At 66.4% G+C, this 24,982-nt stretch carries 25 protein-coding genes and 1 tRNA gene; 19 read left to right on the forward strand and 7 right to left on the reverse strand.

Going from position 1 to position 24,982, the window contains the following annotated elements; all coding sequences use genetic code 11:
- Positions 1–19 precede the first annotated feature (19 nt).
- The 4 genes from AC56LK_RS12940 to AC56LK_RS12955 all read right to left on the reverse strand — a co-directional run bounded on the left by AC56LK_RS12940 (position 20) and on the right by AC56LK_RS12955 (position 4,218).
- A complete protein-coding gene (locus AC56LK_RS12940) occupies positions 20–1,162 on the reverse strand; it encodes an acyltransferase family protein (protein ID WP_497184911.1) in 1,143 nt (380 codons plus the stop codon).
- Between the two features lie 5 nt (positions 1,163–1,167).
- Positions 1,168–2,448, reverse strand: a complete 1,281-nt coding sequence (locus AC56LK_RS12945) for an MFS transporter (RefSeq protein ID WP_497184912.1) — start codon at positions 2,446–2,448, stop codon at positions 1,168–1,170.
- Positions 2,449–2,500: 52 nt separating this feature from the next.
- On the reverse strand, positions 2,501–3,379 hold the full coding sequence (gene murQ / locus AC56LK_RS12950) for an N-acetylmuramic acid 6-phosphate etherase (protein WP_497184913.1): 879 nt from the start codon (positions 3,377–3,379) through the stop codon (positions 2,501–2,503).
- Between the two features lie 98 nt (positions 3,380–3,477).
- The gene (locus AC56LK_RS12955) at positions 3,478–4,218 is read right to left on the reverse strand and encodes a GntR family transcriptional regulator (protein ID WP_497184914.1); all 741 of its coding nucleotides are present in this window, start codon (positions 4,216–4,218) and stop codon (positions 3,478–3,480) included.
- A 213-nt stretch (positions 4,219–4,431) separates the two neighbouring features.
- Here AC56LK_RS12955 and AC56LK_RS12960 point away from each other — a divergent pair, with 213 nt between their 5' ends.
- From AC56LK_RS12960 to AC56LK_RS13015, 12 genes are all read left to right on the forward strand, one after another.
- Positions 4,432–5,775, forward strand: coding sequence for a serine hydrolase domain-containing protein (locus AC56LK_RS12960; RefSeq protein ID WP_497184915.1), 1,344 nt, complete (start codon positions 4,432–4,434; stop codon positions 5,773–5,775).
- 109 nt (positions 5,776–5,884) lie between these two features.
- Positions 5,885–7,153, forward strand: a complete 1,269-nt coding sequence (locus tag AC56LK_RS12965) for a D-amino acid dehydrogenase (protein WP_497184916.1) — start codon at positions 5,885–5,887, stop codon at positions 7,151–7,153.
- A 307-nt stretch (positions 7,154–7,460) separates the two neighbouring features.
- Positions 7,461–7,901: a YchJ family protein gene (locus AC56LK_RS12970; RefSeq protein WP_497184917.1), complete on the forward strand. Its 441-nt coding sequence runs from the start codon at positions 7,461–7,463 to the stop codon at positions 7,899–7,901.
- A 32-nt stretch (positions 7,902–7,933) separates the two neighbouring features.
- A complete protein-coding gene (locus AC56LK_RS12975) occupies positions 7,934–9,541 on the forward strand; it encodes a carboxyl transferase domain-containing protein (protein ID WP_497184918.1) in 1,608 nt (535 codons plus the stop codon).
- A 12-nt stretch (positions 9,542–9,553) separates the two neighbouring features.
- On the forward strand, positions 9,554–10,339 hold the full coding sequence (locus tag AC56LK_RS12980) for an enoyl-CoA hydratase/isomerase family protein (protein WP_497184919.1): 786 nt from the start codon (positions 9,554–9,556) through the stop codon (positions 10,337–10,339).
- A 25-nt stretch (positions 10,340–10,364) separates the two neighbouring features.
- Complete coding sequence (bioA, locus tag AC56LK_RS12985; RefSeq protein ID WP_497184920.1) at positions 10,365–11,705, forward strand: adenosylmethionine--8-amino-7-oxononanoate transaminase; 1,341 nt, start codon at positions 10,365–10,367, stop codon at positions 11,703–11,705.
- Positions 11,706–11,710: 5 nt separating this feature from the next.
- On the forward strand, positions 11,711–12,898 hold the full coding sequence (bioF, locus tag AC56LK_RS12990; protein WP_497184999.1) for an 8-amino-7-oxononanoate synthase: 1,188 nt from the start codon (positions 11,711–11,713) through the stop codon (positions 12,896–12,898).
- Positions 12,895–13,728, forward strand: a complete 834-nt coding sequence (bioD, locus tag AC56LK_RS12995) for a dethiobiotin synthase (protein WP_497184921.1) — start codon at positions 12,895–12,897, stop codon at positions 13,726–13,728. The genes bioF and bioD overlap by 4 nt, the downstream gene beginning before the upstream one ends.
- A gap of 12 nt (positions 13,729–13,740) precedes the next feature.
- A complete protein-coding gene (bioB, locus tag AC56LK_RS13000; RefSeq protein ID WP_497184922.1) occupies positions 13,741–14,772 on the forward strand; it encodes a biotin synthase BioB in 1,032 nt (343 codons plus the stop codon).
- A 68-nt stretch (positions 14,773–14,840) separates the two neighbouring features.
- The gene (locus AC56LK_RS13005; RefSeq protein WP_497184923.1) at positions 14,841–16,862 is read left to right on the forward strand and encodes an acetyl/propionyl/methylcrotonyl-CoA carboxylase subunit alpha; all 2,022 of its coding nucleotides are present in this window, start codon (positions 14,841–14,843) and stop codon (positions 16,860–16,862) included.
- Between the two features lie 30 nt (positions 16,863–16,892).
- Complete coding sequence (locus tag AC56LK_RS13010; RefSeq protein WP_497184924.1) at positions 16,893–17,822, forward strand: 2-hydroxyacid dehydrogenase; 930 nt, start codon at positions 16,893–16,895, stop codon at positions 17,820–17,822.
- A gap of 5 nt (positions 17,823–17,827) precedes the next feature.
- Positions 17,828–18,748 carry a hydroxymethylglutaryl-CoA lyase gene (locus AC56LK_RS13015; RefSeq protein WP_497184925.1) on the forward strand — a complete coding sequence of 307 codons (921 nt, stop codon included), beginning with the start codon at positions 17,828–17,830 and terminating at the stop codon, positions 18,746–18,748.
- Positions 18,749–18,807: 59 nt separating this feature from the next.
- On the opposite strand, the gene AC56LK_RS13020 is transcribed toward AC56LK_RS13015, so the two are convergent.
- Positions 18,808–18,884, reverse strand: a tRNA-Pro gene (locus AC56LK_RS13020).
- Between the two features lie 113 nt (positions 18,885–18,997).
- Between AC56LK_RS13020 and AC56LK_RS13025 the strand changes: the two genes are divergently transcribed.
- Both AC56LK_RS13025 and AC56LK_RS13030 read left to right on the forward strand, forming a co-directional pair.
- Positions 18,998–19,603: a hypothetical protein gene (locus AC56LK_RS13025; RefSeq protein ID WP_497184926.1), complete on the forward strand. Its 606-nt coding sequence runs from the start codon at positions 18,998–19,000 to the stop codon at positions 19,601–19,603.
- Positions 19,604–19,682: 79 nt separating this feature from the next.
- Complete coding sequence (locus tag AC56LK_RS13030; protein ID WP_497184927.1) at positions 19,683–20,174, forward strand: hypothetical protein; 492 nt, start codon at positions 19,683–19,685, stop codon at positions 20,172–20,174.
- Here the strand turns inward: AC56LK_RS13030 and rsmI are convergent.
- Positions 20,161–21,066 carry a 16S rRNA (cytidine(1402)-2'-O)-methyltransferase gene (gene rsmI / locus AC56LK_RS13035; protein ID WP_497184928.1) on the reverse strand — a complete coding sequence of 302 codons (906 nt, stop codon included), beginning with the start codon at positions 21,064–21,066 and terminating at the stop codon, positions 20,161–20,163. The genes AC56LK_RS13030 and rsmI overlap by 14 nt on opposite strands.
- A gap of 11 nt (positions 21,067–21,077) precedes the next feature.
- Between rsmI and AC56LK_RS13040 the strand changes: the two genes are divergently transcribed.
- The 5 genes from AC56LK_RS13040 (at position 21,078) to AC56LK_RS13060 (ending at position 24,557) form a co-directional block, all read left to right on the forward strand.
- Positions 21,078–22,337, forward strand: a complete 1,260-nt coding sequence (locus AC56LK_RS13040; RefSeq protein WP_497184929.1) for a penicillin-binding protein activator — start codon at positions 21,078–21,080, stop codon at positions 22,335–22,337.
- Positions 22,338–22,339: 2 nt separating this feature from the next.
- Positions 22,340–22,693, forward strand: coding sequence for a YraN family protein (locus tag AC56LK_RS13045; protein ID WP_497184930.1), 354 nt, complete (start codon positions 22,340–22,342; stop codon positions 22,691–22,693).
- Between the two features lie 72 nt (positions 22,694–22,765).
- On the forward strand, positions 22,766–23,359 hold the full coding sequence (locus AC56LK_RS13050) for a phosphoheptose isomerase (protein WP_497184931.1): 594 nt from the start codon (positions 22,766–22,768) through the stop codon (positions 23,357–23,359).
- Positions 23,356–23,988: a BON domain-containing protein gene (locus tag AC56LK_RS13055; RefSeq protein ID WP_497184932.1), complete on the forward strand. Its 633-nt coding sequence runs from the start codon at positions 23,356–23,358 to the stop codon at positions 23,986–23,988. Before AC56LK_RS13050 ends, AC56LK_RS13055 begins: the two co-directional genes overlap by 4 nt.
- A gap of 50 nt (positions 23,989–24,038) precedes the next feature.
- A complete protein-coding gene (locus tag AC56LK_RS13060) occupies positions 24,039–24,557 on the forward strand; it encodes a TlpA disulfide reductase family protein (protein WP_497184933.1) in 519 nt (172 codons plus the stop codon).
- Positions 24,558–24,560: 3 nt separating this feature from the next.
- Here the strand turns inward: AC56LK_RS13060 and AC56LK_RS13065 are convergent, their stop codons facing one another.
- Positions 24,561–24,980: a PaaI family thioesterase gene (locus tag AC56LK_RS13065; protein ID WP_497184934.1), complete on the reverse strand. Its 420-nt coding sequence runs from the start codon at positions 24,978–24,980 to the stop codon at positions 24,561–24,563.
- Positions 24,981–24,982 lie beyond the last annotated feature (2 nt).

Below are 24,982 nucleotides of genomic sequence, written 5' to 3' on the forward strand. Positions count from 1 at the left end.
CAAGTCCGCTCCTTTGTTCTTAGACTTTGACGAACCACCGCTTGCGCCACATGCCGTAAGCGATCGCGAACATGCAGGCGTTGAAGAGGATGGCATATAACAGCGACGTATTGGCGGCGCCCAGCGGCAGCGCCTTGATCGGCGCGTACAGCGTGCGGCCGAGCGAAAGCTGGCTTCCGTCGGGCCGCGCCAGCTTGATAAAACCGAGCATCTTGGCGATGAAACCTGAGAACGCGAAGATGAACAGGGCGTTCATGCCGTAGATGACGAATGGCTGGGCCCAGGCGGCGGCGCGCTCGCGCACGATAGCGTGGGGATTGGCGTCGAGCAGCCAGTAGAACACGCCGAAGGCCAGCAGCGCCCAGCCGGTCATCCACAGGCAGTAGGACACCGTCCACAGGCTTTTATTGATCGGCATGAGCACTGCATCCAGGCTCGACCCCAGCGCCAGGAACACCAGGCCGGCGAACAGCATCCATGCAGTCTGCTCGATGCGCGGCAGCTGCGCCGCCAGCAGGCGCCCGGCCAGCACGCCGAACAGCTGGCTGCACAGGGCCGGGATGGTGCTCACCATGCCTTCCGGGTCCCAGGTCTTGGATTGCACCCACATGTGGCCGTCCAGGACCATGCGGTCGACGTAGGCGCCGAAGTCCTGGCCCGGTTCCAGCACGCCGGCGCCGATGCCGGGCACCGGCACCCACAGCATCAGCACCGCGTACAGCGCCAGCAGCGCGGCGGTCACCGCCAGCTGCGCGCGCCAGCCGAGGTAGACGACCACCGGCGCGGCCAGCAGCGTGCACAGGGCGATGCGCTGGAGGACGCCCGGAATGCGCACGGTCTCGAGGTCGAAACGCGGGATCAGGTTCAGCAGGAAACCGATCAGGAAGATCAGCGCAGCGCGTTTGGCCAGCTTCAGCAGCAGGCGCGGTTTGTCGGCGCCGGCAGCGGCCAGGCGTCCGAGCGACAGGCTCATGGCGACGCCGCCGATGAACAGGAAGAAGGGGAAGATGCAGTCGGTGAAGGTCCAGCCGTGCCACTTGGCGTGGGCCAGCTGCGCATGCAGATTGCCCCAGTCGCCCGGATTATTCACGAGCACCATTGCCGCAATGGTGAAGCCACGGAAGGCGTCGAGCGAGGTCAGGCGCACGGGTGCATCGCGCATTGCTGTTATTTTTTCCCGAATTCCGGATCGATCTTCACGAGGGCCGCCATGATGAAGGCCGGGATGGTCGACAGACAGGCCCAGACGAAGAAGTTCTTGTAGCCGAGGTATTCCTGCAGGTCGCCGCTCCACATGCCCGGCACCATCATGCCGAGGGCCATGAAGCCGGTGCAGATCGCATAATGGGCGGTCTTGTGCTCGCCTTCGCAGACCATGATCATGTACAGCATCATCGCGGTGAAGCCGAAGCCGTAGCCGAACTGCTCGATCGCCAGCGCGGCGCATACCACGGCGAAGCTGGTCGGCTGGGTTTGCGACAGGTAGACGAAGACCAGGTCCGGCAGGTGGATCGCGAACACCATCACCCACAGGCAGCGCTTCAGGCCCAGGCGCGAGATCAGGTAGCCGCCGGCCAGGCCACCCATGGTCAGGAACGCGATGCCGATGGTGCCGTAGGCGATGCCGTACTGCTCGGTGGTGAGGCCCAGGCCGCCCACGGCCAGCGGGTCTTTCAGGAAGGGCGCGACCAGCTTCAGGAGCTGGGCCTCGCCCAGGCGGAAAGTCAGGATGAAGCCGAGGATCAGCCAGATGTCGCGCTTGCGGAAGAACAGCACGAAGGTGGTGAAAAAGTCGCGCAGCGGATTGCTGCTGCCCCGCACCGCGTGGTCGCTGTCCGGCTTGGGCAGGATCATCCCGTGCCACAGGAAGGCCAGGAAGAACAGGCCGGCCAGCACGAAGAACACGATGGCCCAGGCCTGGTTGACGCTGCCCAGACGGGTGGCCAGGTAGCCGGCCAGCACCACCAGCGGCCCCTGCACCGACAAGGTGGCCAGGCGGTAGAAGGTGGAGCGCACGCCCACGAAAGCCGCCTGCTGCTGCTGGCGCAGGCCGAGCATGTAGAAGCCGTCGGCCGAGATGTCATGGGTGGCGGAACTGAAGGCCATCAGCCACATCACGGCGAGACTGGCCACAAAAAAGTTGGGCAGCTGCAGGGACAGCCCGACCGCCACCAGCGAGGCCGCGACGGCCAGCTGCAAAAGCACCGTCCAGCGGCGCTTGGTGCCGAACATGTCGACCACCGGCGACCACAGGGGCTTGATCACCCAGGGCAGGTACAGCAGGCTGGTATAGAAGGCGATGTCGGAATTCGACACGCCCATGTCCTTGTACATGATGACGGACAGGCTCATCACCACCACGTAGGGGATGGCCTGCGCAAAATACAGGGAAGGGATCCAGGACCACGGGCTGGTGGACGACGAATTCTTGGCGAGCGAAGTCTGCATAGGTCTCTCGTGGTCGGCAGGCGGGGCGCACACCGCGTGCGCCGGGCTGGAATTACGCGATGGCGTCGCGCACGCTGCCGCGCGCTGCTTCCAACAGGGCTTGCGCCTGCTCGACGCTGGTTTGTTTGATCAGGGCCACGATCGCCGTCTTGACGTGGAAGCCGCACTGTTCCAGCACTGCCTGTGCGGCCGCTTCGTCGGCGCCGGTGGCGAAACTGGTCAGCCGGATGGCGCGTCGCACCAGCTTGGCATTGGTAGCGCGGAAGTCTACCATCAGGTTGCCGTAAACCTTGTTCAAACGCACCATCAGTCCGCTGGAGAAGGTGTTCAGCGCGATCTTCTGCGAGGTGCCGGCCTTCAGGCGGGTGGAGCCGGAAATCGCTTCCGGCCCGGTGTCGAGGGTAATGCCGATCTCGGCTTCGCTGGCGACGGGAGCATCGGCGTTGTTGGAAAAACCGATGGTCAGCGCGCCCACCGTGCGCGCATGGCGCAGCGCACCCAGTACATACGGGGTGAAACCCGACGCGGCCAGCAGCAGCACCACGTCGTCCGGCCCCACGTTCACGCTCTTCAGGTCGGCGGCGCCCTGGTCATGATCGTCCTCGGCGCCTTCGACCGCGACGAACATCGCCTCGGCGCCGCCGGCCAGCAGCGCCACCGCGCGGCCGTGCGGCCACGAGAAGGTCGGGTTCAGCTCGACGCTGTCCAGCACCCCCAGGCGGCCGGAAGTGCCGGCGCCGACGTAGACCAGGCGGCCGCCCGCTTCCATGCGCGGCAGGGCCGCGGTGATCGCGGCGGCGATCTGCGGTGCGGCGGCGCGGACCGCGTCGACGGCCTTGACCTGGTCGTCGACGAATACGTGTACCAGTTCCGTGGTCGGGTATTGGTCGAGGGTCGCGTGGTCCTGGGCCGGGGTTTCGGTTTTCAGCATTGCCGTGTCTTCTAGATGCGGAGTGATCGATAAAACCAGTGTAATACCAATTAGGCCAGGTGGCCCATGAAAGCTGCGCCCTTCATCATGCCGAAAAGTTATGCTGGACGGCGCAATTCAGCAACGAAGTCGTAGTGGTCACTCAGGCAATAAGAATGCGTCAGCTCCACCGGCTCGCCCGATTCCAGGTAGCCGATCCGCGTGATGAACAGGACCGCGCGGCCTTCCGGCACGTCGAGGCGCGCCGCCAGTTCGGCGGAGGCGTTCATCGCGCGCAGGTGCTGCAGTGCGCGCACCGGCATGTGCCCGGTCTTGGCCAGGTGGGCATACAGCGAGCCACCCACGTTGTCGGGACGCGGCAGCACGGTGGCCGGAATCACGCTGACTTCATAGGCCATCACCACCCCGTCGGCGAGGCGCAGGCGCTCGAGGCGCGCCACGCGGGTATGCGGCGACAGGCCCAGCGACAGCTGTTCGTCGGCGTCGGCCAGCATGACTTCGCGGCGCAGCCAGTGGCTGCTGGGCGTATAGCCGCGCTGCTGGAGCTGCTCGGAAAAGCTCGACAGGTCGGACAGCGGCTGCTCGATGCGCGGCGCGATGTAATTACCGGAGCCGCGCCGGCGCACCACCAGGCCCTGGTCCACCAGTTGGTCGATCGCCTTGCGCGCGGTGACGCGCGAGACGTCGAGCTGCTCGGACAGCGTGCGTTCGGAGGGCAGGGCCTGGTCGGCTTGGTAGCGGCCGTCGCGCACGTCTTGCGCGAGCTTGCGCGCCAGCTGCATGTACAGCGGCGAGTTGTCGGTCAGGTCGACCTGGAAAGTTGGGCTGCTTGTCGTCATCGGCGTCATCGGGGGCTTGTATAAAGTGTAATGGCAAGCTTCGTCCCCGGCACAGTGCGGTCCATGAAAAAGCTTTGTATATGCATTCGCCTGGCTTATGAGCATACCACTTGATACCAATATAAAAGGGTTATGCCAAGGCGACGGCTATTCATTTGGCAATCCTTCCTGTCACTCCGTATGCTCGTCCAGAGACAAATAAAGGAGACCGGAATGAACGAGCGCAGGCGAAGCTTGCTGGGCGTGGCCCTGCTGGGCGCGGTCGAGCCCCTGTTTGCGGCCCCGCCGTCTTCCGCGGCCGCCCTTCCCGCCGGCCTGCGCCAGGCGCTCGACGCCGAACTGGCCGCCATCGCGAACGACCCGGGCATGCAGCTGGCCAGCCTGTCGGTGCTGGCGATCCGCGCCGGACAGCCGGTGTACCAGCAGGCCTTCGGGCGCCGCTTCATCGGCAGCCCCGACCTCCCTGCCACGCCGGACACGCTGTACCGCATCGCCTCGATTTCCAAGATGATGACGACGCTGGGCCTGATGCGCCTGGTGGAAGCGGGCCGCGCCGATCTCGACGCCGACGTCTCGGCCTACCTCGGCTACGGCGTGCGCAATCCGCATTTTCCGCAGCGCCCGGTCACGCTGCGCCACCTGCTGACCCACACCTCGTCGCTGCGCGACGATGCCGGCTATTCCTGGCAGCTGCCGGTGTCGCTGAAGGACGTGCTGGTGCCCGGCGGCGCGCTCCATGGCGAAGGCAAGATGTGGTCGGACCGTGCCGGTCCGGGCGACTACTTCACCTACTGTAACCTGGCCTGGGGCGTGATCGGCACCATCATGGAGCGCATCGCCGGGGAGCGTTTCGACCTGCTGATGGAGCGCCTGCTGTTCCAGCCGCTCGACATCCAGGCCGGCTACAGCCCGGCGGGCCTGGCGCCCGCGGCACTCGGCAATCTCGCCACCCTGTACCGCAAGCGCACGGTCGACACCGAGATCTGGAACGCGGCCGGACCCTGGATTCCCCAGGTGGACGACTACAGCGCCAAGCCGCCGGTCCTGCCGGTGGGGACGGCCACTGCGGCCCCGGGCAGCAATGCCACTCCCTTCAGCCCGACCGGCGGCCTGCGCATCTCGGCACCGTCCATGGGCGTCGTGATGCGCATGCTGATGCACGGCGGCGTCCATGGCAACACCCGCCTGTTCCAGCGCGCCACGCTCGAGCGCATGTTCACGCGCCAGTGGAGCAACGACGGCCGGAACGGCGACACGCTGAACGGGCTGTACCAGGCCTGGGGACTCGGCAACCAGCACTTCCCCGACCGTTCCGGCATGGGGCTGGTCGAGGGCGGCGGCTTCGAAGGGGTCGGCCACCTGGGCGAAGCCTATGGCCTGCGTTCGGTCTTCGCCGCCGACCTCGCGCGCGGCAACGGCATGGTGATGCTGACCGGTGGCAGTTCGGCCGACCCGGAGCAGCAGGGGGGACGCTATTCGGCCATGGCGCGCTACGAGGAACGCATCCTCACGGCCCTCCATCGCCAGGCCATCCTCGGCCAACGGGCGGCAACATGATGTCAATGTGTGCATATACCCCGGTTATGGCGCTTGGCGCGACTTTCATTGGCCCTCGTCCGGCCCAGCGCCTAAGCTCAGCGACCAAGTTCAACAAGAAGAGTGCAGGATGCAGCAGCAAGTAGTTCAACCGCGTCAAGCGCGGGAACAAGTCCTCGTCATCGGTGGCGGCGTGGTCGGCCTGACCTCGGCATGGTGGCTGGCGGAAGCCGGCTACCGCGTCAGCCTGCTGGAACGCGCGCCGGAAGTCGGCAGCGGGTCCAGCTACGGCAATGGCGGGCAGCTCAGCTACCGCTACGTGTCGCCGCTGGCCGACGAAGGCGTGCCGCTGAAGGCCCTGCAATGGATGTTCCAGGACAACGGTCCGCTGCACTTCCGCCCCGAAGCCGACCTGCGCCAGTACCGCTGGCTGGCCAGCTTCCTGGCGCACTGCCGCGCCGACGTCAACCGCAAGACCACGGCCAAGCTGCTCGAACTGGGCGAATTGTCGCGCCAGGGCATGAAGCAGCTCGAAGTCACGGTGCCGCTCGACGAATTCGAATGGCGCGACGCCGGCAAGCTGGTGGTCTACCGCTCGCGCGACGTGTTCGAGAAGGCGGCCGGCAAGGCCGGCGCCGGCGAGATCTGGTCGGCGGCGGAATGCGCGGCGCGCGAACCCTCGCTGGCCGCGGCCGAGCCGCTGCTGGCCGGCGGCATCTATAACAGCGGCGAAGCGGTGGCCGACTGCCACGCCTTCTGCCTGGCGCTGGCCGCGCGCCTGCGCGCCCACCCGCGCTTCGAGGGTTTCGTCCATGGCGAGGCGCGCCGCCTGCTGTCTGATAAAGGCCGCATCACCGGTGTCGAAACCGACACCGGCACCATCCAGGCCGACAGCTACGTGCTGGCGGCCGGCATCCAGAGCCGCAACCTCTCCAGCACGGTCGGCATCACCCTGCCGCTCTACCCACTCAAGGGCTACAGCCTGACCGCGCCGATCCGCGCCGACGACGTCGCGCCGGAAATCAGCGTCACCGACTTCGAGCGCAAGGTGCTGTACGCCCGCATCGGCAACAAGCTGCGGGTGGCGGCCATGGTCGACATGGTGGGCGAAGACCTGAGCCACAATCCGACACGCGTCGAGGGCCTGACCCGCCAGGTGAAGGAAACCATGCCGCGCGCGGCCGACTATTCGAAGCTCTCGGTCTGGGCCGGCCTGCGCCCCGCCACCCCGAGCAGCGCCCCGATCATCGGCGCCACGCCCTACGGCAACCTGTGGCTGAACGTCGGCCACGGTCCGCTCGGCTTCACTTTCGCCTGCGGCAGCGCCAGCCTGCTGGCCGGGGCGATGCGGGGCGAGGCGCCGCCCTTCTCGCTGGATGGATTGACCTTACGCAGCTAGAGCCATACCGGTGTGCCTGTCGGCGCACACTCAGCCCAGGCTGGCCAAATTGCGGATCAAGTAATCATTTTGCAAGTTCTGGAGGTTGACTACCTGCGCCAGAGGCAAAAGGGTTTCTAACAGGATCCATAACACGCCTATATAGATATTTCTAATAAAGTATAAGACATAGAGCTTATACATTGTTAGATATGGTTAGATCTCGATAGTACTGCTAACTGTACTGGGTCAGCACACTGCCCTGAGCTTCAGATAAATACGCTTGTACAAACCATGGCTGCGGACAAATTCGCGGATAATGGCGGCCATGTCCAAAAAGACCACCTTCGAAGCCTGTCCCTGCGGCGGGTCGTCGCTGGCCGCCTGCTGTGGCCCTTTCATTGCCGGCGAAGCGCTGCCGCCCACGGCCGAGGCCCTGATGCGTTCGCGCTACACCGCGTATGCGCTCAAGAATGAGCCCTATCTGCTTGCAACTTGGCATCCCACCACCCGCCCGGCAGAGTCCATCATTGATGAGAAAGAACCCATCCGCTGGCTCGGCCTTGAGATAAAATCTGCTTTACGTTTACGTCAACGTAAAGTAAATTCACCGGACGATCCAGACAGCGACACCGTCGAATTCGTCGCCCGCTTCAAGGTGGGCGGACGGGCGCACCGGCTGCACGAAGTGAGCCGCTTCCTGCGCGAGCCCGACCCGGACACAGGGGCGCCGCGCTGGTACTACCTGGACGGAAGTTTCCCCAAATAGACAAAAGACAGCAGAGACAACAGAGGACAGCAATGCCCCAGATCGAGAGCAAACTCAACCCGCGCGGTGAAGACTTCAAGGCCAACGCCGCGGCCATGCAGGCCATCGTCGACGATTTGCGTGCAAAAGTCGCGCAAATGGCGCAAGGCGGCGGCGAGGCCGCGAGCGCCAAGCACGTCGCACGCGGCAAACTGCTGCCGCGCGACCGCGTACAGATGCTGCTCGACCCGGGCACGCCCTTCCTCGAGTTCTCCCAACTGGCCGCCTACGACATGTATGAGGGCGCAGCCCCGGCCGCCGGCATCATCACCGGCATCGGCCGCGTGGCCGGCCAGGAAGTCGTGATCGTCTGTAACGATGCCACCGTCAAGGGCGGCACCTATTACCCGATGACGGTGAAAAAACACCTGCGCGCCCAGGAGATCGCCGAGCAGAACCACCTGCCCTGCATCTACCTGGTCGACTCGGGCGGCGCCAACCTGCCGAACCAGGACGACGTGTTCCCGGACCGCGACCACTTCGGCCGCATCTTCTATAACCAGGCCAACCTGTCCGCGAAAGGCATCCCGCAGATCGCGGTAGTGATGGGTTCCTGCACCGCCGGCGGCGCCTACGTGCCGGCGATGAGCGACGAATCGATCATCGTCAAGGAGCAGGGCACCATCTTCCTGGGCGGCCCGCCCTTAGTAAAAGCGGCGACCGGCGAAGTGGTCACGGCCGAGGACCTGGGCGGCGGCGACGTCCACACCCGCCTGTCGGGCGTGGCCGACCACCTGGCCCAGAACGACCTGCACGCGCTGTCGCTGGCGCGCACCATCGTGTCGAACCTGAACCGCGTCAAGCCGGTGCAGGGCGCGCTGCGCGAGAGCGCGGAGCCGAAATATTCTCCGGAAGAGCTGTACGGCGTGATCCCGGCCGATACCCGCAAGCCCTTCGACGTGCGCGAGGTGATCGCGCGCGTGGTCGACGGCAGCGAATTCGACGAGTTCAAGGCGCGCTACGGCACCACCCTGGTGTGCGGCTTCGCCCATATCTACGGCATGAAGGTCGGCATCATCGCCAACAACGGCATCCTGTTCTCGGAGTCGGCGCTGAAGGGCGCCCACTTCATCGAGCTGTGCTGCCAGCGCAAGATCCCGCTGGTCTTCCTGCAGAACATCACCGGCTTCATGGTCGGCCGCAAGTACGAAAACGAAGGCATCGCCCGCAACGGCGCCAAGATGGTGACCGCGGTCGCCACCGCCTCGGTGCCGAAGTTCACCGTCATCATCGGCGGTTCCTTCGGCGCCGGCAACTACGGCATGTGCGGCCGCGCGTTTTCTCCGCGCTTCCTGTGGATGTGGCCGAACGCGCGCATCTCCGTGATGGGCGGCGACCAGGCGGCATCCGTGCTGGCCACGGTCAAGCGCGACGGCATCGAGGGCAAGGGCGGCCAGTGGTCGCCGGAGGAAGAAGCCGCCTTCAAGCAGCCGATCAAGGAACAGTACGAGCACCAGGGCCACCCCTACTACGCCAGCGCGCGGCTGTGGGACGACGGCGTCATCGATCCGGCCGACACCCGCACCGTGCTGGGCCTCGGTCTGTCGGCTGCGCTCAACGCGCCGGTCGAGGACACGAAGTTCGGCGTGTTCCGGATGTAAGGAGGAGACGACATGGACTATCAAACCCTCACCGTCTCGATCGACGACAAGGTGGCCGCCGTCACCCTGAACCGCCCCGACCTGCGCAATGCCTTCAACGAGCACGCCATCGCCGAGCTGGCGCTGGCCTTCGACGAACTGGGCCGCCACGAGGGCGTGCGCGCCATCGTGCTGGCCGCGAACGGCCCGGCCTTCTGCGCCGGCGCGGACCTGAACTGGATGAAGAAGATGGCCGGTTACTCGCACAGCGAGAACCAGCAGGATGCGGCACGCCTGGCCGACATGCTGCGCACCATCTACCTGTGCCCGAAGCCCACCGTCGCCAAGGTGCAGGGCGACTGCTACGCCGGCGGCATGGGCCTGGTAGCGGCCTGCGACATCGTGGTCGCCAGCGAGGTGGCGCATTTCTGCCTGTCCGAGGTGAAGCTGGGCCTGATTCCGGCTACCATCTCGCCCTATGTCATCAAGGCCATGGGCGAACAAGCCTCGCGCCGCTACTTCCTCACCGCCGAGCGCTTCGACGCGAACGAGGCACGCCGGATCGGGTTCGCGCATGAAGTGGTCGCCGCCGAGGCGCTGGATGCCACCGTGGCCGGCATCGTGAAATCGCTGGTGACGAACAGCCCGAATGCCGTGCGCGAAGCCAAGAAGCTGGTGCGCGACGTGGTGGGCAAGCAGGTCGATGACGCACTGCTGGCGGACACCGCGAACCGCATTGCCGAAATCCGCGCCTCGCTGGAGGGCCGCGAAGGCGTGGCGTCCTTCCTCGAGAAGCGCAAGCCGACCTGGCTGAATTAACAGAATTGGATTGGATTGATTGATTGTGAAGCAGCAGACCTCTTCCGACTGGATCGCACGCAGCCTGCGCAGCGTGTGGCACCCGTGCACCCAGATGCAGCACCACGAAGAGGTGCCGCTGATCGCGGTCAGCCATGGCAAGGGTCCCTGGTTGTATGACCATGAGGGCCGGCGCTACCTGGACGGCATCAGCTCCTGGTGGGTCAATCTGTTCGGCCACGCGAACCCGCGCATCAATGCGGCGCTGAAGGACCAGCTGGACAAGCTGGAACATGCGATGCTGGCCGGCTTTACCCACGAGCCGGTGATCGAGCTGTCGGAAAAGCTCGCCGCCCTCACCGGCCACAACCTGGGCCACGCCTTCTACGCCTCGGACGGCGCCTCGGCGGTCGAGATCGCGATGAAGATGAGCTTCCATGCTTGGCGCAATGCCGGCTACCCGGGCAAGCAGGAATTCGTTTGCCTGCAAGGCAGCTACCACGGCGAGACCATCGGCGCGCTTGCCGTCACCGACGTCCCGCTGTTCAAGGATGCCTACGGCCCGCTGCTGCGCGCCTCCCACGTGGTGCCGGCGCCGGATGCGCGCACGGCCAGGGAAGGCGAATCGACCCAGGATGTCGCGCGCCGTGCCATCCAGGACGTGCGCACCCTGTTCGAGGAACGCGGCGACAAGATCGCGGCCATCATCGTCGAGCCGCTGGTGCAGTGCGCCACCGGCATGGCGATGTACGATCCGCTCTACCTGGAACTGCTGCGCAAGCTGTGCGACCAGCACCACGTGCACCTGATCGCCGACGAGATCGCGGTCGGCTGCGGCCGCACCGGCACCTTCTTCGCCTGCGAACAAGCTGCGATCTGGCCGGACTTCCTGTGCCTGTCGAAAGGCATCAGCGGCGGCTACCTGCCGCTCTCATTGGTGCTCAGCAGCGACGCCATCTACCAGGCCTTCTACAGCGAAGACATTACGCGCGGTTTCCTGCACTCGCACTCCTACACCGGCAACCCGCTGGCCTGCCGCGCGGCGCTGGCCACGCTCGCCATCTTCGAGGAAGACGACGTCCTGAACCGCAACCGCGAGCTGGCCACCAAGCTGACCATCGCGCTGGCCCCGCTGGCCGAGCACGAGCGCAGCACCCATTTCCGCCAGCGCGGCATGATCTTCGCGTTCGACGCGGTGGAACCGGACCCCAAGCGCGCCTCGACCTTCGCACGCCGCTTCTTCACCACCGCGGTGGAGAACGAACTGCTGCTGCGCCCGATCGGCCGCACGGTCTACCTGATGCCGCCCTACGTGCTGGACGACGAGGAGGTCGCCGGCATCGCCGCGCGCACGCAGAAGGTCTTCGAATCGGTGATCTCGGCGTGAATACCATGGACCTGATCAAGGGAATCGACCGCAAGCTCGACGCCATCGCGGCGCAAAGCCTGACGCGCCGCCTGCGCGTGGCCGACAGCCCCTGCGCACCGCGCCAGGTGGTGGATGGCCGTCCGATGCTGGCCTTCTGCAGCAACGACTACCTCGGCCTGGCCTCGCACCCGGCCGTCATCGCCGCCCTGCAGGAAGGCGCGGCGCGCTACGGCGCCGGCAGCGGCGCCTCGCACCTGGTCAGTGGCCACAGCCGCGCGCATGCGCTGCTGGAAGAACGCTTCGGCGAGTGGCTGTCCCCGTACATCGAGCAGGCGCGTGCCTTGTACCTGTGCACCGGCTACATGGCCAACCTCGCGGTGCTGACCGCGCTGGGCGCCGATGCCGATGCGATGATCTTCTCGGAAGCGCTGAACCATGCGTCCCTGATCGACGGCGCGCGCCTGGCCAAGGCCGGCGTGACGGTCTACCCGCACGGCGACGCCGAGACGCTGGAGCTGCTGCTGCGGGCCAGCACCGCCGGCACGAACATCGTCGTGACCGACAGCGTCTTCAGCATGGACGGCAACCTCGCCCCCCTGCCGCAACTTCTTGAACTGTGTGAGCGCCACGGCGCCTGGCTGGTGGTGGACGACGCCCACGGCTTCGGCGTGCTGGGCGACACCGGCCGCGGCGCCCTGGAACATTTCAAACTGCGCTCGCCGAACCTGGTCTATATCGGCACGCTCGGCAAGGCGGCCGGCGTGGGCGGGGCCTTCATCGCGGCCCATGCCAGCGTGATCGAGCTGCTGGTGCAGCGCGCCCGCCCTTACATCTACACCACGGCCGCACCGCCGGCGCTGGCGCATGCGCTGCAGGCCAGCCTCGACATCATCGGCGGCGAGGAAGGTGCGCAGCGCCGCGCCCACCTGGCCGCGCTGGTAAATCACCTGCAGGATGCGCTGCGTCCGCAGCGCTGGCAGCTGCTGGCCTCGCGCACCGCGATCCAGCCGCTCATCATCGGCAGCAACGAGGACGCGCTGCGCGCCGCCGCCGCCCTGCACGAGCAGGGCTTGTGGGTGCCGGCGATCCGTCCGCCGACCGTGGCGCCGGGTACCGCGCGCCTGCGCGTGACCTTGTCGGCAGCGCACACCCATGACGAGGTGGCGCAGCTGGCGCGCGCGCTGAATGAATTGGAAAGGGCTGCACCATGAAGAATTTGAACGAACCGGACCAGCCGCTGGCCTTGACGCCTGTCGTCACTGTCCCGATGCCTGCCACGGCAGGGGCCGCGGTCGCGGAGCCGAAGCCGGAAGCCCAGGCGCTCGACAGCGTGCCGGCGCGCTTCTGCTGCTTCGTCACCGGCACCGATACCGAGATCGGCAAGACCCTGGTGTCGGCCGCCATCCTGCACAAGCTGGCGGCAAGCGGGCGCCGCGCCTGCGGCATGAAGCCGGTGGCGGCCGGCGCGGAGATGATTGACGGCGAGCTGCACAACGAGGACGCCGACATGCTGCGCGCGGCCGGCAACGTGCATCTGCCGTCCAGCATCACGACGCCCTTCATGCTGAAGGAGCCGGCCGCGCCGCACATCGCCGCCGCACTCGAAGGCGTGCGCATCGAAGCGGTGCCGATCCTGGCCGCCTACACCGAAGTCCATGCGGCCTCGGATGCCGTCGTGGTCGAGGGCGTGGGCGGTTTCCGCGTGCCCTTCAACGAGGATTTCGACAGCGCCGACCTGGCGATGCAACTCAACCTGCCGGTGATCCTGGTGGTGGGCCTGCGCCTGGGCTGCATCAGCCATGCCCTCCTGACCGTGGAGGCGATCGTGGCGCGCGGCCTGGTACTGGCCGGCTGGGTCGCCAACACGGTCGACCCGAACATGCGCTTCATGCGCGAAAACATCGACGCGCTGGAACAACGCATTCCGGCGCCGCTGCTGGGCCACGTGCCCCGCCTGGAGCAAGCAACGGCGCAAGCCGCCGCCGAATATATCGATCTCGCGGGACTGCCAGGCTGGCATTCCCCGCGCGTCCAGACCTAGAAGGAAACCGAGATGTCCCAAACCAATACCGTCGCTCTCCACCGTCCTGTCGCCATCAAGCAGGCGGACAACGCCACCTGGCCGCTGGCCGACGTGCTGGCCCTGTTCGAGCTGCCCTTCAATGAACTGATGCACCGCGCGCACACCGCGCACCGCGCCAACTTCCCGGACGGCGACGTCGAACTGGCCACCCTGCTGTCGATCAAGACCGGCGGCTGCGAAGAGGATTGCGGCTACTGCCCGCAGGCCGCCCGCTACGACACCGGCGTCGAAGCCAAGAAGATCCTCGACCTCGACACCGTGCTGGACGCGGCGCGCCAGGCCAAGGCCAGCGGCGCCACCCGCTTCTGCATGGGCGCCGCCTGGCGCAGCCCGAAGGAGCGCGACATGGAGAAGGTCGAAACCATGGTGCGCGAAGTGAAGGCGCTCGGCATGGAAACCTGCGCGACGCTCGGCATGCTGGAAGAAGGCCAGGCCGAACAGCTGAAGAAGGCCGGCCTGGACTACTACAACCACAACATCGACACCGCGCCGGACTTCTACAACAACGTGATCTCGACCCGCGAGTACCAGGACCGCCTGGACACGCTGGGCCGCGTGCGCAGCGCCGGCCTCAAGGTCTGCTGCGGCGGCATCGTGGGCATGGGCGAGACGCGCGAACAGCGCGCCGGCCTGATCGCCCAGCTGGCCAACCTGAACCCCTACCCGGAATCGGTACCGGTCAACCACCTGGTGCAGGTCGAGGGCACGCCGCTGCACGGCATCGAGAAGCTGGATCCGATCGAATTCGTGCGGACCATCGCCGTGGCCCGCATCACCATGCCCCAGGCGCGCGTGCGCCTTTCGGCCGGCCGCCGCGAACTGGGCGAGGCCGTGCAGGCGATGTGCTTCATGGCCGGCGCCAACTCGATCTTCTACGGCGACAAGCTGCTCACCACCGGCAATCCGGAAGCGGACGACGACCGCGTGCTGCTCGAGAAGCTGGGCCTCAAGACCCGCGCAGCGACGCTGGAATCGGCACCGAAGGCCGCTTGCGGCTGCTAAGCATGTGAGGGCGGCCGGGGAGACACGGCCGCCGATGAACGAATAACCAAGAAGCGAAAGACAAACGCATGTTCACCAAAATCCTCATCGCCAACCGTGGCGAAATCGCCTGCCGTGTCGCCGCCACCGCGCGCCGCATGGGTATCCGCACCGTCGCCGTGTATTCGGAAGCCGACGCGGGATCGAAACACGTGGCGGTCTGCGATGAGGCGGTGCTGATCGGACCGGCCGCCGCCAAGGACAGCTACCTGCGCGGCCAGAAGATCATCGAGGTGGCGAAGGCCACCGGCGCCCAGGCAATCCACCCGGGCTACGGCTTCCTGTCGGAGAACGCGGAATTCGCCGAAGCCGTGCAGGCCGCCGGCCTGGTCTTCATTGGCCCGCCGGGTTCCTCGATGCGCGCCATGGGTTCCAAGTCGGCCGCCAAGCAGCTGATGGAAGGCGCCAACGTGCCCCTGGTGCCGGGCTACCACGGCGACAACCAGGAACCGGCCTTCTTGCGCGAGCAGGCCGACCGCATCGGCTATCCGGTGCTGCTCAAGGCCAGCGCCGGCGGCGGCGGCAAGGGCATGCGCGTGGTCGAGCGCTCGGAAGACTTCGAAGCCGCACTGGCATCCTGCAAGCGCGAAGCGATCAGTTCCTTCGGCGACGACAAGGTGCTGGTCGAGAAATACCTGATCCGCCCGCGCCACATCGAGATCCAGGTGTTTGCCGACAGCCACGGCAACTGCGTCTACCTGCACGAGCGCGACTGCTCGGTGCAGCGCCGCCACCAGAAGGTGCTGGAAGAAGCGCCGGCGCCGGGCATGAGCGCGGACCGCCGCGCCGCCATGGGCGAAGCGGCAGTGAATGCCGCGCGCGCGGTCGGGTACGTGGGAGCCGGCACCGTGGAATTCATCGCCAACCAGGACGGCTCCTTCTACTTCATGGAGATGAACACCCGCCTGCAGGTGGAGCACCCGGTCACCGAGATGATCACCGGCACCGACCTGGTCGAATGGCAGCTGCGCGTCGCTTTTGGCGAGCCGCTGCCGAAGAAGCAGAGCGAACTGGCGATCCACGGCCACGCGATCGAGGCGCGCGTGTACGCCGAGAACCCGGAAAAGGGCTTCCTGCCCTCGATCGGCACGCTGCGCCACATGGATATCCCGGACGCGGTCGCGTTCGAGCTGGGCGCCTCGGGCACGAATCCGGCCGCCGTCCGCGTCGATTCCGGCGTGCGCGAGGGCGATGCGATTTCGCCCTTCTACGACCCGATGATCGCCAAGCTGATCGTCTGGGGCGCCGACCGCACGCAAGCCCTGGCGCGCCTGTCCCAGGCCCTGGCCGAATTCCGGATCGTCGGCCTGGCGACCAACATCGCCTTCCTCAAGCGCCTGGTCGAAGGCGAAGCCTTCTCGACCGCGGACCTGGACACCGGCCTGATCGACCGCCACGGTGATGCCCTGTTCCCGGCGCCGAGTGCAGCGCCACTGGGCGCCCTGGCCCTGGCCGCGCTGGCGCTGAGCAGCGGCGAAACCGTCCGCGGTTCGGCCAACCCGGCCGACCCATGGGCCCAGGCAAGCGGCTGGCGCATGAACAGCGCCTACCGCCGCGTCCTGTCGTTTGCCGACGAGTTCAGCGGTGTCGAGGGATACCAGGTCGGCCTGACCTATGGCGCCCACGGCTGGGAAATCGATGCCAACGGCGAGCGCCAGCCGCTCGAACTGGTCCGTCACGAAGGCGCCGAACTGAGCGTCCGCCTGGGCGAAGCTTCGCTGCACGGCAGCGTGCGCCGCGACGGCGACCTGTTCCACATATTCACCGGTGGCCGTCATTACACCCTGGCGTACAATGACCCGATGGCGCACGCCGGCGAGCAGGAATCGGGCGGCGGACGCCTGACCGCGCCGATGCCGGGTAAAGTGGTGGCGGTGCTGGCCTCGTCCGGCAAGGAAGTGAAAAAGGGCGAGCCGCTGGTGATCATGGAAGCGATGAAGATGGAGCACACGATTTCCGCGCCGAGCGACGGTCTGGTGGAAGAAGTGCTGTACCAGGTTGGCGACCAGGTGGCGGATGGCGCGCCGCTGCTGGCTTTTAAAGCGGCGTAACACCAATATAAAAATTATAGAGGGGGAGACATGCGCATACTCCTGTACCGCGGAGACGGCGTGATCGAGCCATGGGCGCGCGAATTCGCCGCCGTCATGCCGCAGGTGGAAACCGTCGCATGGAAAGAGGGCGAAGCGCTGCCGCCCTGCGACTACGCGGTCGTATGGAGCCCGACGCCGGCCCTGCTGGACCAGCTCGCGCACGTCCGCGCGATCTTCCTGATGGGCGCCGGGGTCGATGCCCTGCTCAAGCTGGGCGAGGCCCTGCCGCCGGTGCCGATCGTGCGCCTGGGCGACGCCGGCATGGGCGTGCAGATGGCGGAGTACGTTGCGCACGCGGTGCTGCGCTACTACCGCCACTTCGACGACTACGAACAGCAGGCGCGCCACGGCGTCTGGGACCCGCTGCCGCTCACGCCCAAGGAAGAGTTCTCGGTCGGGATCATGGGTCTCGGCAGGCTCGGCCTGCCGGTGGTCGAAGCGATGCGCCTGTTCGGCTTCCCGGTGCGCGGCTGGAGCCGCACGCCCAAGGACATCCCGGGTGTCGAGTGCTTCCACGGTGAGGAGGGACTGGATCCCTTCCTGCGCGGCACCCGCGTGCTGGTCTGCATGCTGCCGCTCACGCCGGAAACCGCGAACCTGCTCGACCGCCACAACATGGGCAAGCTGCAGCCGGGCGCCTATCTGATCAACGTCTCGCGCGGGGCCATCCTGGCCGAGCCCGACCTGATGACCCTGATCCGTTCCGGCCACATCGCCGGCGCCACGCTCGACGTGTTCCGCCACGAACCGCTGCCGGCGCCGCACCCGTTCTGGAACGAGCCGCGCATCAGCATCACCCCGCATATTTCGGCGCTCACCGTGCGCCACGACGCCGTGCTCCAGATCGCCGACAAGATCGCGAAGCTGGAGAGCGGCCAACCCGTCGGCGACGTCGTCGACCGCGATCTAGGATATTGAATAGCATGAACCAGCAAGCCAGCCTGCCGAACAAGGTCAAGATTGTCGAAGTGGGGCCGCGCGACGGCCTGCAGAACGAGAAGGAAGCGCTGTCCACCGCCGTCAAGATCGAGCTGGTGAACCGCCTCGCACGCGCGGGCTTCGCCAACGTCGAGGCGGCGTCCTTCGTCTCGCCCAAGTGGGTGCCGCAGATGGCCACCAGCGCCGACGTCATGGCCGGCATCGAACGCCTGCCGGGCACGATCTACTCGGCGCTGACGCCGAACATGCAGGGCTTCGAGGCGGCATTGGCGGCCAAGGCCGACGAAGTCGTGATCTTCGGCTCGGCCTCGGAAGCCTTCTCCCAGAAGAACATCAACTGCTCGATCGCCGAATCGATCGCGCGCTTCGAGCCGGTGGCGAAAGCCGCCAAGGCGAATAAGCTGCGCCTGCGCGGCTCGATCAGCACGGCCTTCGGCTGCCCCTACCAGGGCGAGGTGCCGCTGGATGCGGTGGCCGATGTGGTGCGCCGCATGCGCGACCTCGGCTGCGACGAAATCGACATCGCCGACACCATCGGCGTCTCGACCGCGCGCAAGACCCAGGCCGTGATGCTGCGTGCGGCCCAGGAATTCCCGCTCGAGCGCCTGTCCGGCCACTTCCACGATACCTATGGCCAGGCCCTGGCCAACATCTACGCGGCGCTGGAAGTCGGCGTGGCGATCTTCCACTCGTCGGTATCGGGACTGGGCGGCTGCCCGTATGCGAAGGGTGCGACCGGCAACGTCGCCACCGAGGACGTGGTCTACCTGATGAACGGCCTCGGCATCGAGACCGGCATCGACCTCGACCAGGTGGTGGATGCGGGGCAGTTCATCTCGCAGCAGCTGGGCCGCAAGGGCGCCAGCCGCGCGGGGAATGCGATCGCCGCCAAGCGCGCCGGCTGAAACCGGCTCGGGAAACGAAAAAAGCCGACAGTGTTCACTGTCGGCTTTTCTCTTGATACTGGTCGGAGTACAAGGATTCGAACCTTGGACCCCCTGGTCCCAAACCAGGTGCGCTACCGGGCTGCGCTACACTCCGAAGACAACGATCATAGCGCGTCGGAAAGCTTCGGTCAAGGCTTAAGGGCGAAATAAGCGGATCGCCGTATTCTCTGTCGCATTATTTTAAATAGTGATCGAGCGGACAATATTGTGAATCCGGCAGACCAGACCAGCATGCAGGACGGCATTACCCGGGGCAACAAGCGCTTCCTGGCGGGTGTCGGCGTGTCGCTTGCCTTGCACCTGTTGCTGATGTTTGCCTATCGCCATGTGGGGCCATCTGCGCCGCTGTTCGAGCCCGAAGCGCCCTCTTCCATCACGGTCATGATCCGGCCGCCACCGCCGCCCAAGGTACAGGCACCTCCACGCGTGCCTGCCGAAACCGCGGCGCCACGGCGCGTGCGCAGGGCCGCGCCGGCGCCGGTGATCGGCGTGCCGCCTGCACAGGAAAGCGCCGGGGAGCCATCCGTGGTGCAGCAGCCGGCTGAGCCAATGCCCGATAGCGACAGCGATGCACCGAAGTTCGACATGAACGCCGCCAAGCAAACGGCGCGGGAATTGGCGAGCCGGACCAAGCTCGGCCGCGAAGGAACGGCGGTGGCGCAGTTTCCCGATCCGCCACTGGAAACCGAATCGAAGTTTGCCAAAGCGATCAGCAAGGCCAAGCGCCGAAACTGCAAGGATGGCATTCCGGGAGGATTGCTGGCCCCGCTCCTCCTCATGATGGACAAGAAGGACAGCGGCTGCAAATGGTAGGTGGGCCTGAGTGGCGACGCGGCAGTGAGGGGCTGACTAGAATCGAGCCACAGTCTTTTACCTCATAGGAATAATCACCATGAAACGCAGCCTGCTCTTTTCCGCCCTGATCGGTGCCGTCGCCAGTGCGCGTTCCATGACGCCGATGGCCACGATTGCCACCGCACGCCTGGCCCACCGCGATACGCCGGGGGATCTGTTCCTCCTGGATCGCCCCTTGTTCAAGTACGGTGCGCTTGCCATGGGCGTCGGAGAACTGCTGGGCGACAAGATGAAGACCGCGCCCGACCGCACCGTCTTTTTGGGACTGCTGGCGCGCGTGATGAGCGCCGGGATCGCCGGTGCGGCCCTGGCGCCACATGGCCGCGAGAAGACGGGCGCAGCGCTCGCCATCGCCACCGCCGTCCCGCTCGCCTACCTGACGCTGGCCGCCCGCAAGCAGGCCATGGCGAGCATCGGCCAGACCCGCAGCGGCCTGCTCGAAGATGCGCTGGTCGTGTCCGCAGGCGCCGCGCTGGTGTCCCTGGCGACGGGGCCGCAACACGCTGCGGGCGCGATCACTCGCCCTTGATCTGCAGGGCGCGTTCGTACAGCGCGTTCTTCTTGCGTCCCGTGATCTGCGCAGCCAGATTGGCGGCCTGCTTCACCGAGCATTCGCTCAAGAGGATCTGCAGGATGCGCTCGGCTTCCGCATCCTGCGCATCCGTCTCCAGCACAGCCCCTTCCACCAGCACGACGAATTCCCCGCGCTCGCGGTGCTGGTCGGCCTTCACCCAGGCCAGCGCCTCGCCCAGCGGGCAACGGTGCACTTCCTCGAACATCTTGCTCAGCTCGCGCGCGAACACCACCTGGCGGGTCGGTTCGAAAGTGCTCATCAAGCCTTCGACGCACTCGACGATCCGGTGCGGCGCCTCGTACAGGACCAGGGTCGAGGTCTCGCGCACCAGTTCGGCCAAGGCGGCTTCGCGCTGCTTCGGTTTTGCCGGCAGGAAGCCGACGAAGTGGAAGCGGTCGTTCACCAGCCCGCTTGCCGACAGGGCGGCGATCGCCGCCGACGGTCCCGGCAGCGGCACCACGTTCAGCCCCGCCGCGCGTACCGCATCGACGATGCGGGCGCCCGGGTCCGATACCCCCGGGGTGCCCGCATCCGACACCAGGGCCACGCGCTGTCCGGCGTGCAGGCGCTCGACGATCTTGTCCGCCACCTCGCGCTCGTTGTGCATGTGGGCGGCGATGGTCTGCTTGCTCAATCCAAAGCGCTGCAACAGCGCACCGGTCTTGCGCGTGTCCTCGCAGGCCACGACATCCGCCAGCGCCAGCAGGTGCAATGCACGCAGCGTGATGTCGGTGACGTTGCCGATCGGTGTAGCCACGACATACAGCGTTGCGGTAGGATAGGACTGCTGGGCCGCTTCGCCCATGACGGGAAGCCGGGCGATGTCGATGGTCTGCTGTTCTGTCATAAGGGGTTCCGATGCTGAAGAAAAAGAATATCAAGGCGCTGCTGGCCACGGCCGCGCTCGGCCTGCTCGCTGCCTGCGGAAGCACACCTTTGCCGCCCGACACTGGTTGCGGCGTACCGGGCGGATTTTGCGCGCCCGCCGCGCCGATAGCAAGCCCGCAGCCTGCCGAGTCCACTTATACACCGCCCGCGCCGGCCGCCCCCGTACAAACCAGTCCGGTCGAGGTGCTGCCGCCCACCAATGGCCGCCCGCTTGCCGCCGACCTCAACCGTCCAGGCGTGCGCATCGCCCTGCTGCTGCCGCTACAGTCCGGCGCGCTGGCGCAGCCGGCCGAAGCGGTGCGCGCCGGCTTCATGGCCGGATACGAGCGCGACCGCAATGGCGTGACGGTCAACGTGATTCCCACCGGCGATTCTTCGCAATCCACGCTCGACGCCTATGCACGCGCGGCCGAGCAGCACGACATCGTGGTCGGTCCCCTGGCCCGCCCCGCCGTGGCCGCGCTGGCCGCCAGTGGCGCCGTCAGCAAACCGACCATCGCCCTGAATCACCCGCAAACCAACGGCCCGCTGCCGCGCCAGATGCTGGTGGTCGGCCTGTCGCTCGAAGACGAGGCGCGCCAGGTCGCCGACTGGGCCGCGGCCGAACAGCCGGCGGCACGTGCCCTGGTGCTGACCGGCCCGGCCGCCTGGCAGCAGCGCCTGTCGGGCGCCTTCACGGCGCGCTGGTCGCAGCTGGGCCTGAACAATGCGGTCGTCGAGCTGCCCAGCAGCGACGGCTACGTCGACGGCAATGCGTTGGCCGAGCTGCGCACACGCCTGCAGGCCGATCCGCCGCAACTGGTGTTCGCCGCCCTCGACGCGATACAGCTGCGCCAGGTGCGCAGCGCCATCGGCACCTCGCTGCCGACCTATGGCACGGCCTCGATCAACCCGGGCCGCGATACGGCCACCGCCGGGCCGGAACTGGCCGGCGTGCGCATCCTCGACCTGCCCTGGACCGTGCAGCCCGAGCACCCGCTGGTGGCGAGCTACCCGCGCTGGGGCGGCACCAGCGACGGCTTCGACATGCAGCGCCTGTACGCCCTCGGCATCGACGCCTTCCGCATCGCCCGCGAACTGGCCCTGCGCCCGGACACTTCCTTCGAGCTGGACGGCGTGACCGGCCGCCTGTCGGTGAATATGGGCGCCGGCGCCTCGGCATTCCGCCGCGTCGAGACCGGCACCGTCTACCGCGACGGCATGTTCGAAGCGGTGGCCTTCGGGCGCTGAGCATGCCGCTGCGCCTGTCACTGCGGCAGGCCCAGGGCCGCGACTGGGAGCGGGCCGCCCTGCTCCACCTGCGCCGCCATGGCTTGACGCCGGTCGAAGAGAATTTCCGCTGTAAGGGCGGGGAAATCGACCTGGTCATGCGCGAAGGAGACACCCTGGTGTTCGTCGAGGTGCGCCAGCGCGCCAACAACGAACACGGCGGCGCCGCCGCCAGCATCACTCCCGCCAAGATCCGCCGCCTGGTACGTGCGGCCCAGTTCTACCTGTTGCGTTTTCCCGTCACGCCGCCCTGCCGCTTCGATGTGGTCGCTATCGATGGCGAACAGTTGACATGGTTACAAGACGTGATCAACTAAGGCCATTGAAATGTAAGCAATTTTTACCGTGGTTGCCCGGTGCGGGTTGCCACTGCACTATAATCTCCGGCTATGAATACTCAACGCATCCTCGCTCACTTCCAGGAGAGCGCCGATCTCAAGATGAAGTCGGCAGCTGCCCTGGCCCAACCTATTTCGCAGGCCGTGGAACTCATGTTCAGCGCCCTGTCCAACGGCAACAAGATCCTGGCCTGCGGTAACGGCGGTTCCGCCGCCGACTGCCAGCATTTCGCTGCCGAGCTCGTCGGACGCTTCGAACGCGAGCGTTTCCCGCTCCCGGCGATCGCCCTGACCACCGACACCTCGATCATCACGGCCGTCGGCAATGACTACAGCTTCAAGGAGATCTTCTCGAAGCAGGTGCAAGCCTTCGGCCAGGCCGGCGACATCCTGCTGGCGATCTCGACCTCGGGCAACTCGGCCAACGTGCTGGCCGCGGTGGAAGCCGCGCTGGAACGCGAGATGCGCATCGTCGCCTTCACCGGCAAGGACGGCGGCGCCCTCGGCAAGCTGCTGACCGATGCCGATGTCCATATCAACGTGCCGCACGCACGTACCGCGCGCATCCAGGAAGTCCACCTGTGCGCAATTCACTGCATCTGCGACGGCATCGACGTCGCACTGTTCGGAGGAGAAGAAGAATGACCAACAAGCGCCCGCTGGCCGGCCTGCTGTCGAAAATCGTACTGGGAACCGCACTGGCTGCCTCGCTGTCGGGCTGTGTGGCCCTGGCGGTGGGCGGCGCCGCGGCGACTGCCCTGGCGTCCAACGACCGCCGCACCATCGGCATGCAGACGGAAGACAAGTCCATCAACGTCAAGGCCGAGATCAAGATGCAGCAGCTCACCGGCGAGAACGGCCACGTCAACGTCACCAGCTACAACCGCAAGGTGTTGCTGACCGGCGAAGTCCGCGACGAAGCCATGAAGCAGGCGGCCGAGCGTGAAGTGCGCGCGATCGACAACGTGGTCTCGGTGATCAACGAGCTGGAAATCGCCGGCCCGTCGAGCTACACCTCGCGTTCGAACGACGCCCTGATCACCACCAAGGTCAAGGCCAGCCTGGTCGACAAGAAGACCGTTTCGGCCACCGCCTTCAAGGTGACCACCGAGCGCGGCGTCGTCTACCTGATGGGCCTTGTCACGCCGCGTGAAGGCAATATCGCAGCCGATGTCGCCAAGGGCGTCGCCGGCGTGAACCGCGTCGTCAAGATCTTCGAGTACATCGCCGAAGAAGATCCGCGCGCCACCATGGCCGCCCCGGCCCAGGGTTGATGCCTCGACGGCAGGACGACGGTCCTGCCGTTTCTTTATCCGCTACCGCCATGACCACCTCCCCTTCTTCCCGCTCCTGGTTCAAGCCCGCCGCCATCGGCGCGGTGGTGCTGGCGCTGGCCGGCATCGGCTACGCCTCGTTCAACAGCGCCACGCCCGCGCCGAACGTCACCTTCATCAGCATCGCCGGCGACAAGATCAGTACCGAGTCCCTGCGCGGCAAGGTGGTGATGGTGAACTTCTGGGCGACCTCCTGCGTCACCTGCGTCAAGGAGATGCCGCAAATGGTCGAGACCTACAACAAGTACAAGGGACAGGGCCTGGAGTTCGTGGCGGTGGCGATGCAGTACGACCCGCCCAACTACGTGCTGAACTTCAGCGAGACGCGCCGGCTGCCCTTCACGGTGGCGATCGATTCGGCCGGCGACATCGCCAGACAGTTCGGCGATGTCAGCCTGACGCCGACCACCTTCGTGATCGACAAGAACGGCAAGATCATCAAGCAGTATGTGGGCGAGCCGGATTTCGCGGCCCTGCACAAGCTGCTCGAGAAGGAACTGGCTACCTAGATCTTATTTGGGGTAGAGGATCATCTGGGTGCAGCGGAACAAGGCAATGGTCTTGCCGCTGTCCTGGTCCGTCACCACTGCATCCCACACCTGCGTCGTACGCCCGAGGTGCACAGCGGTCGCCACGACGGCGATCGTGCCCTGGCGCGCGGTGCCGAGGTGGTTCGATTTCAGTTCGATGGTCGTGAAGCTGTGCGCGCCTTCCGGCAGGTGGGCGACGCAGGCATAGCCGGCTGCGGTGTCGGCCAGCGTGACGACGCTGCCCGCGTGGAGGTAGCCGTTCGGCGCCAGCAGGTGGGGCAGGACGGGGAGCTCGGCGCAGACGCGGCCTTCGGCCACTTCCGTGATCTGGATGCCGAGGTGGCCGGGCAGGAAGGACTTGCCGAATTCGTTGAAGGATGCTGGGGTGTGTTTCTGGTTCACGG

The organism is Telluria sp. ZB4P36, assembly GCF_059685865.1.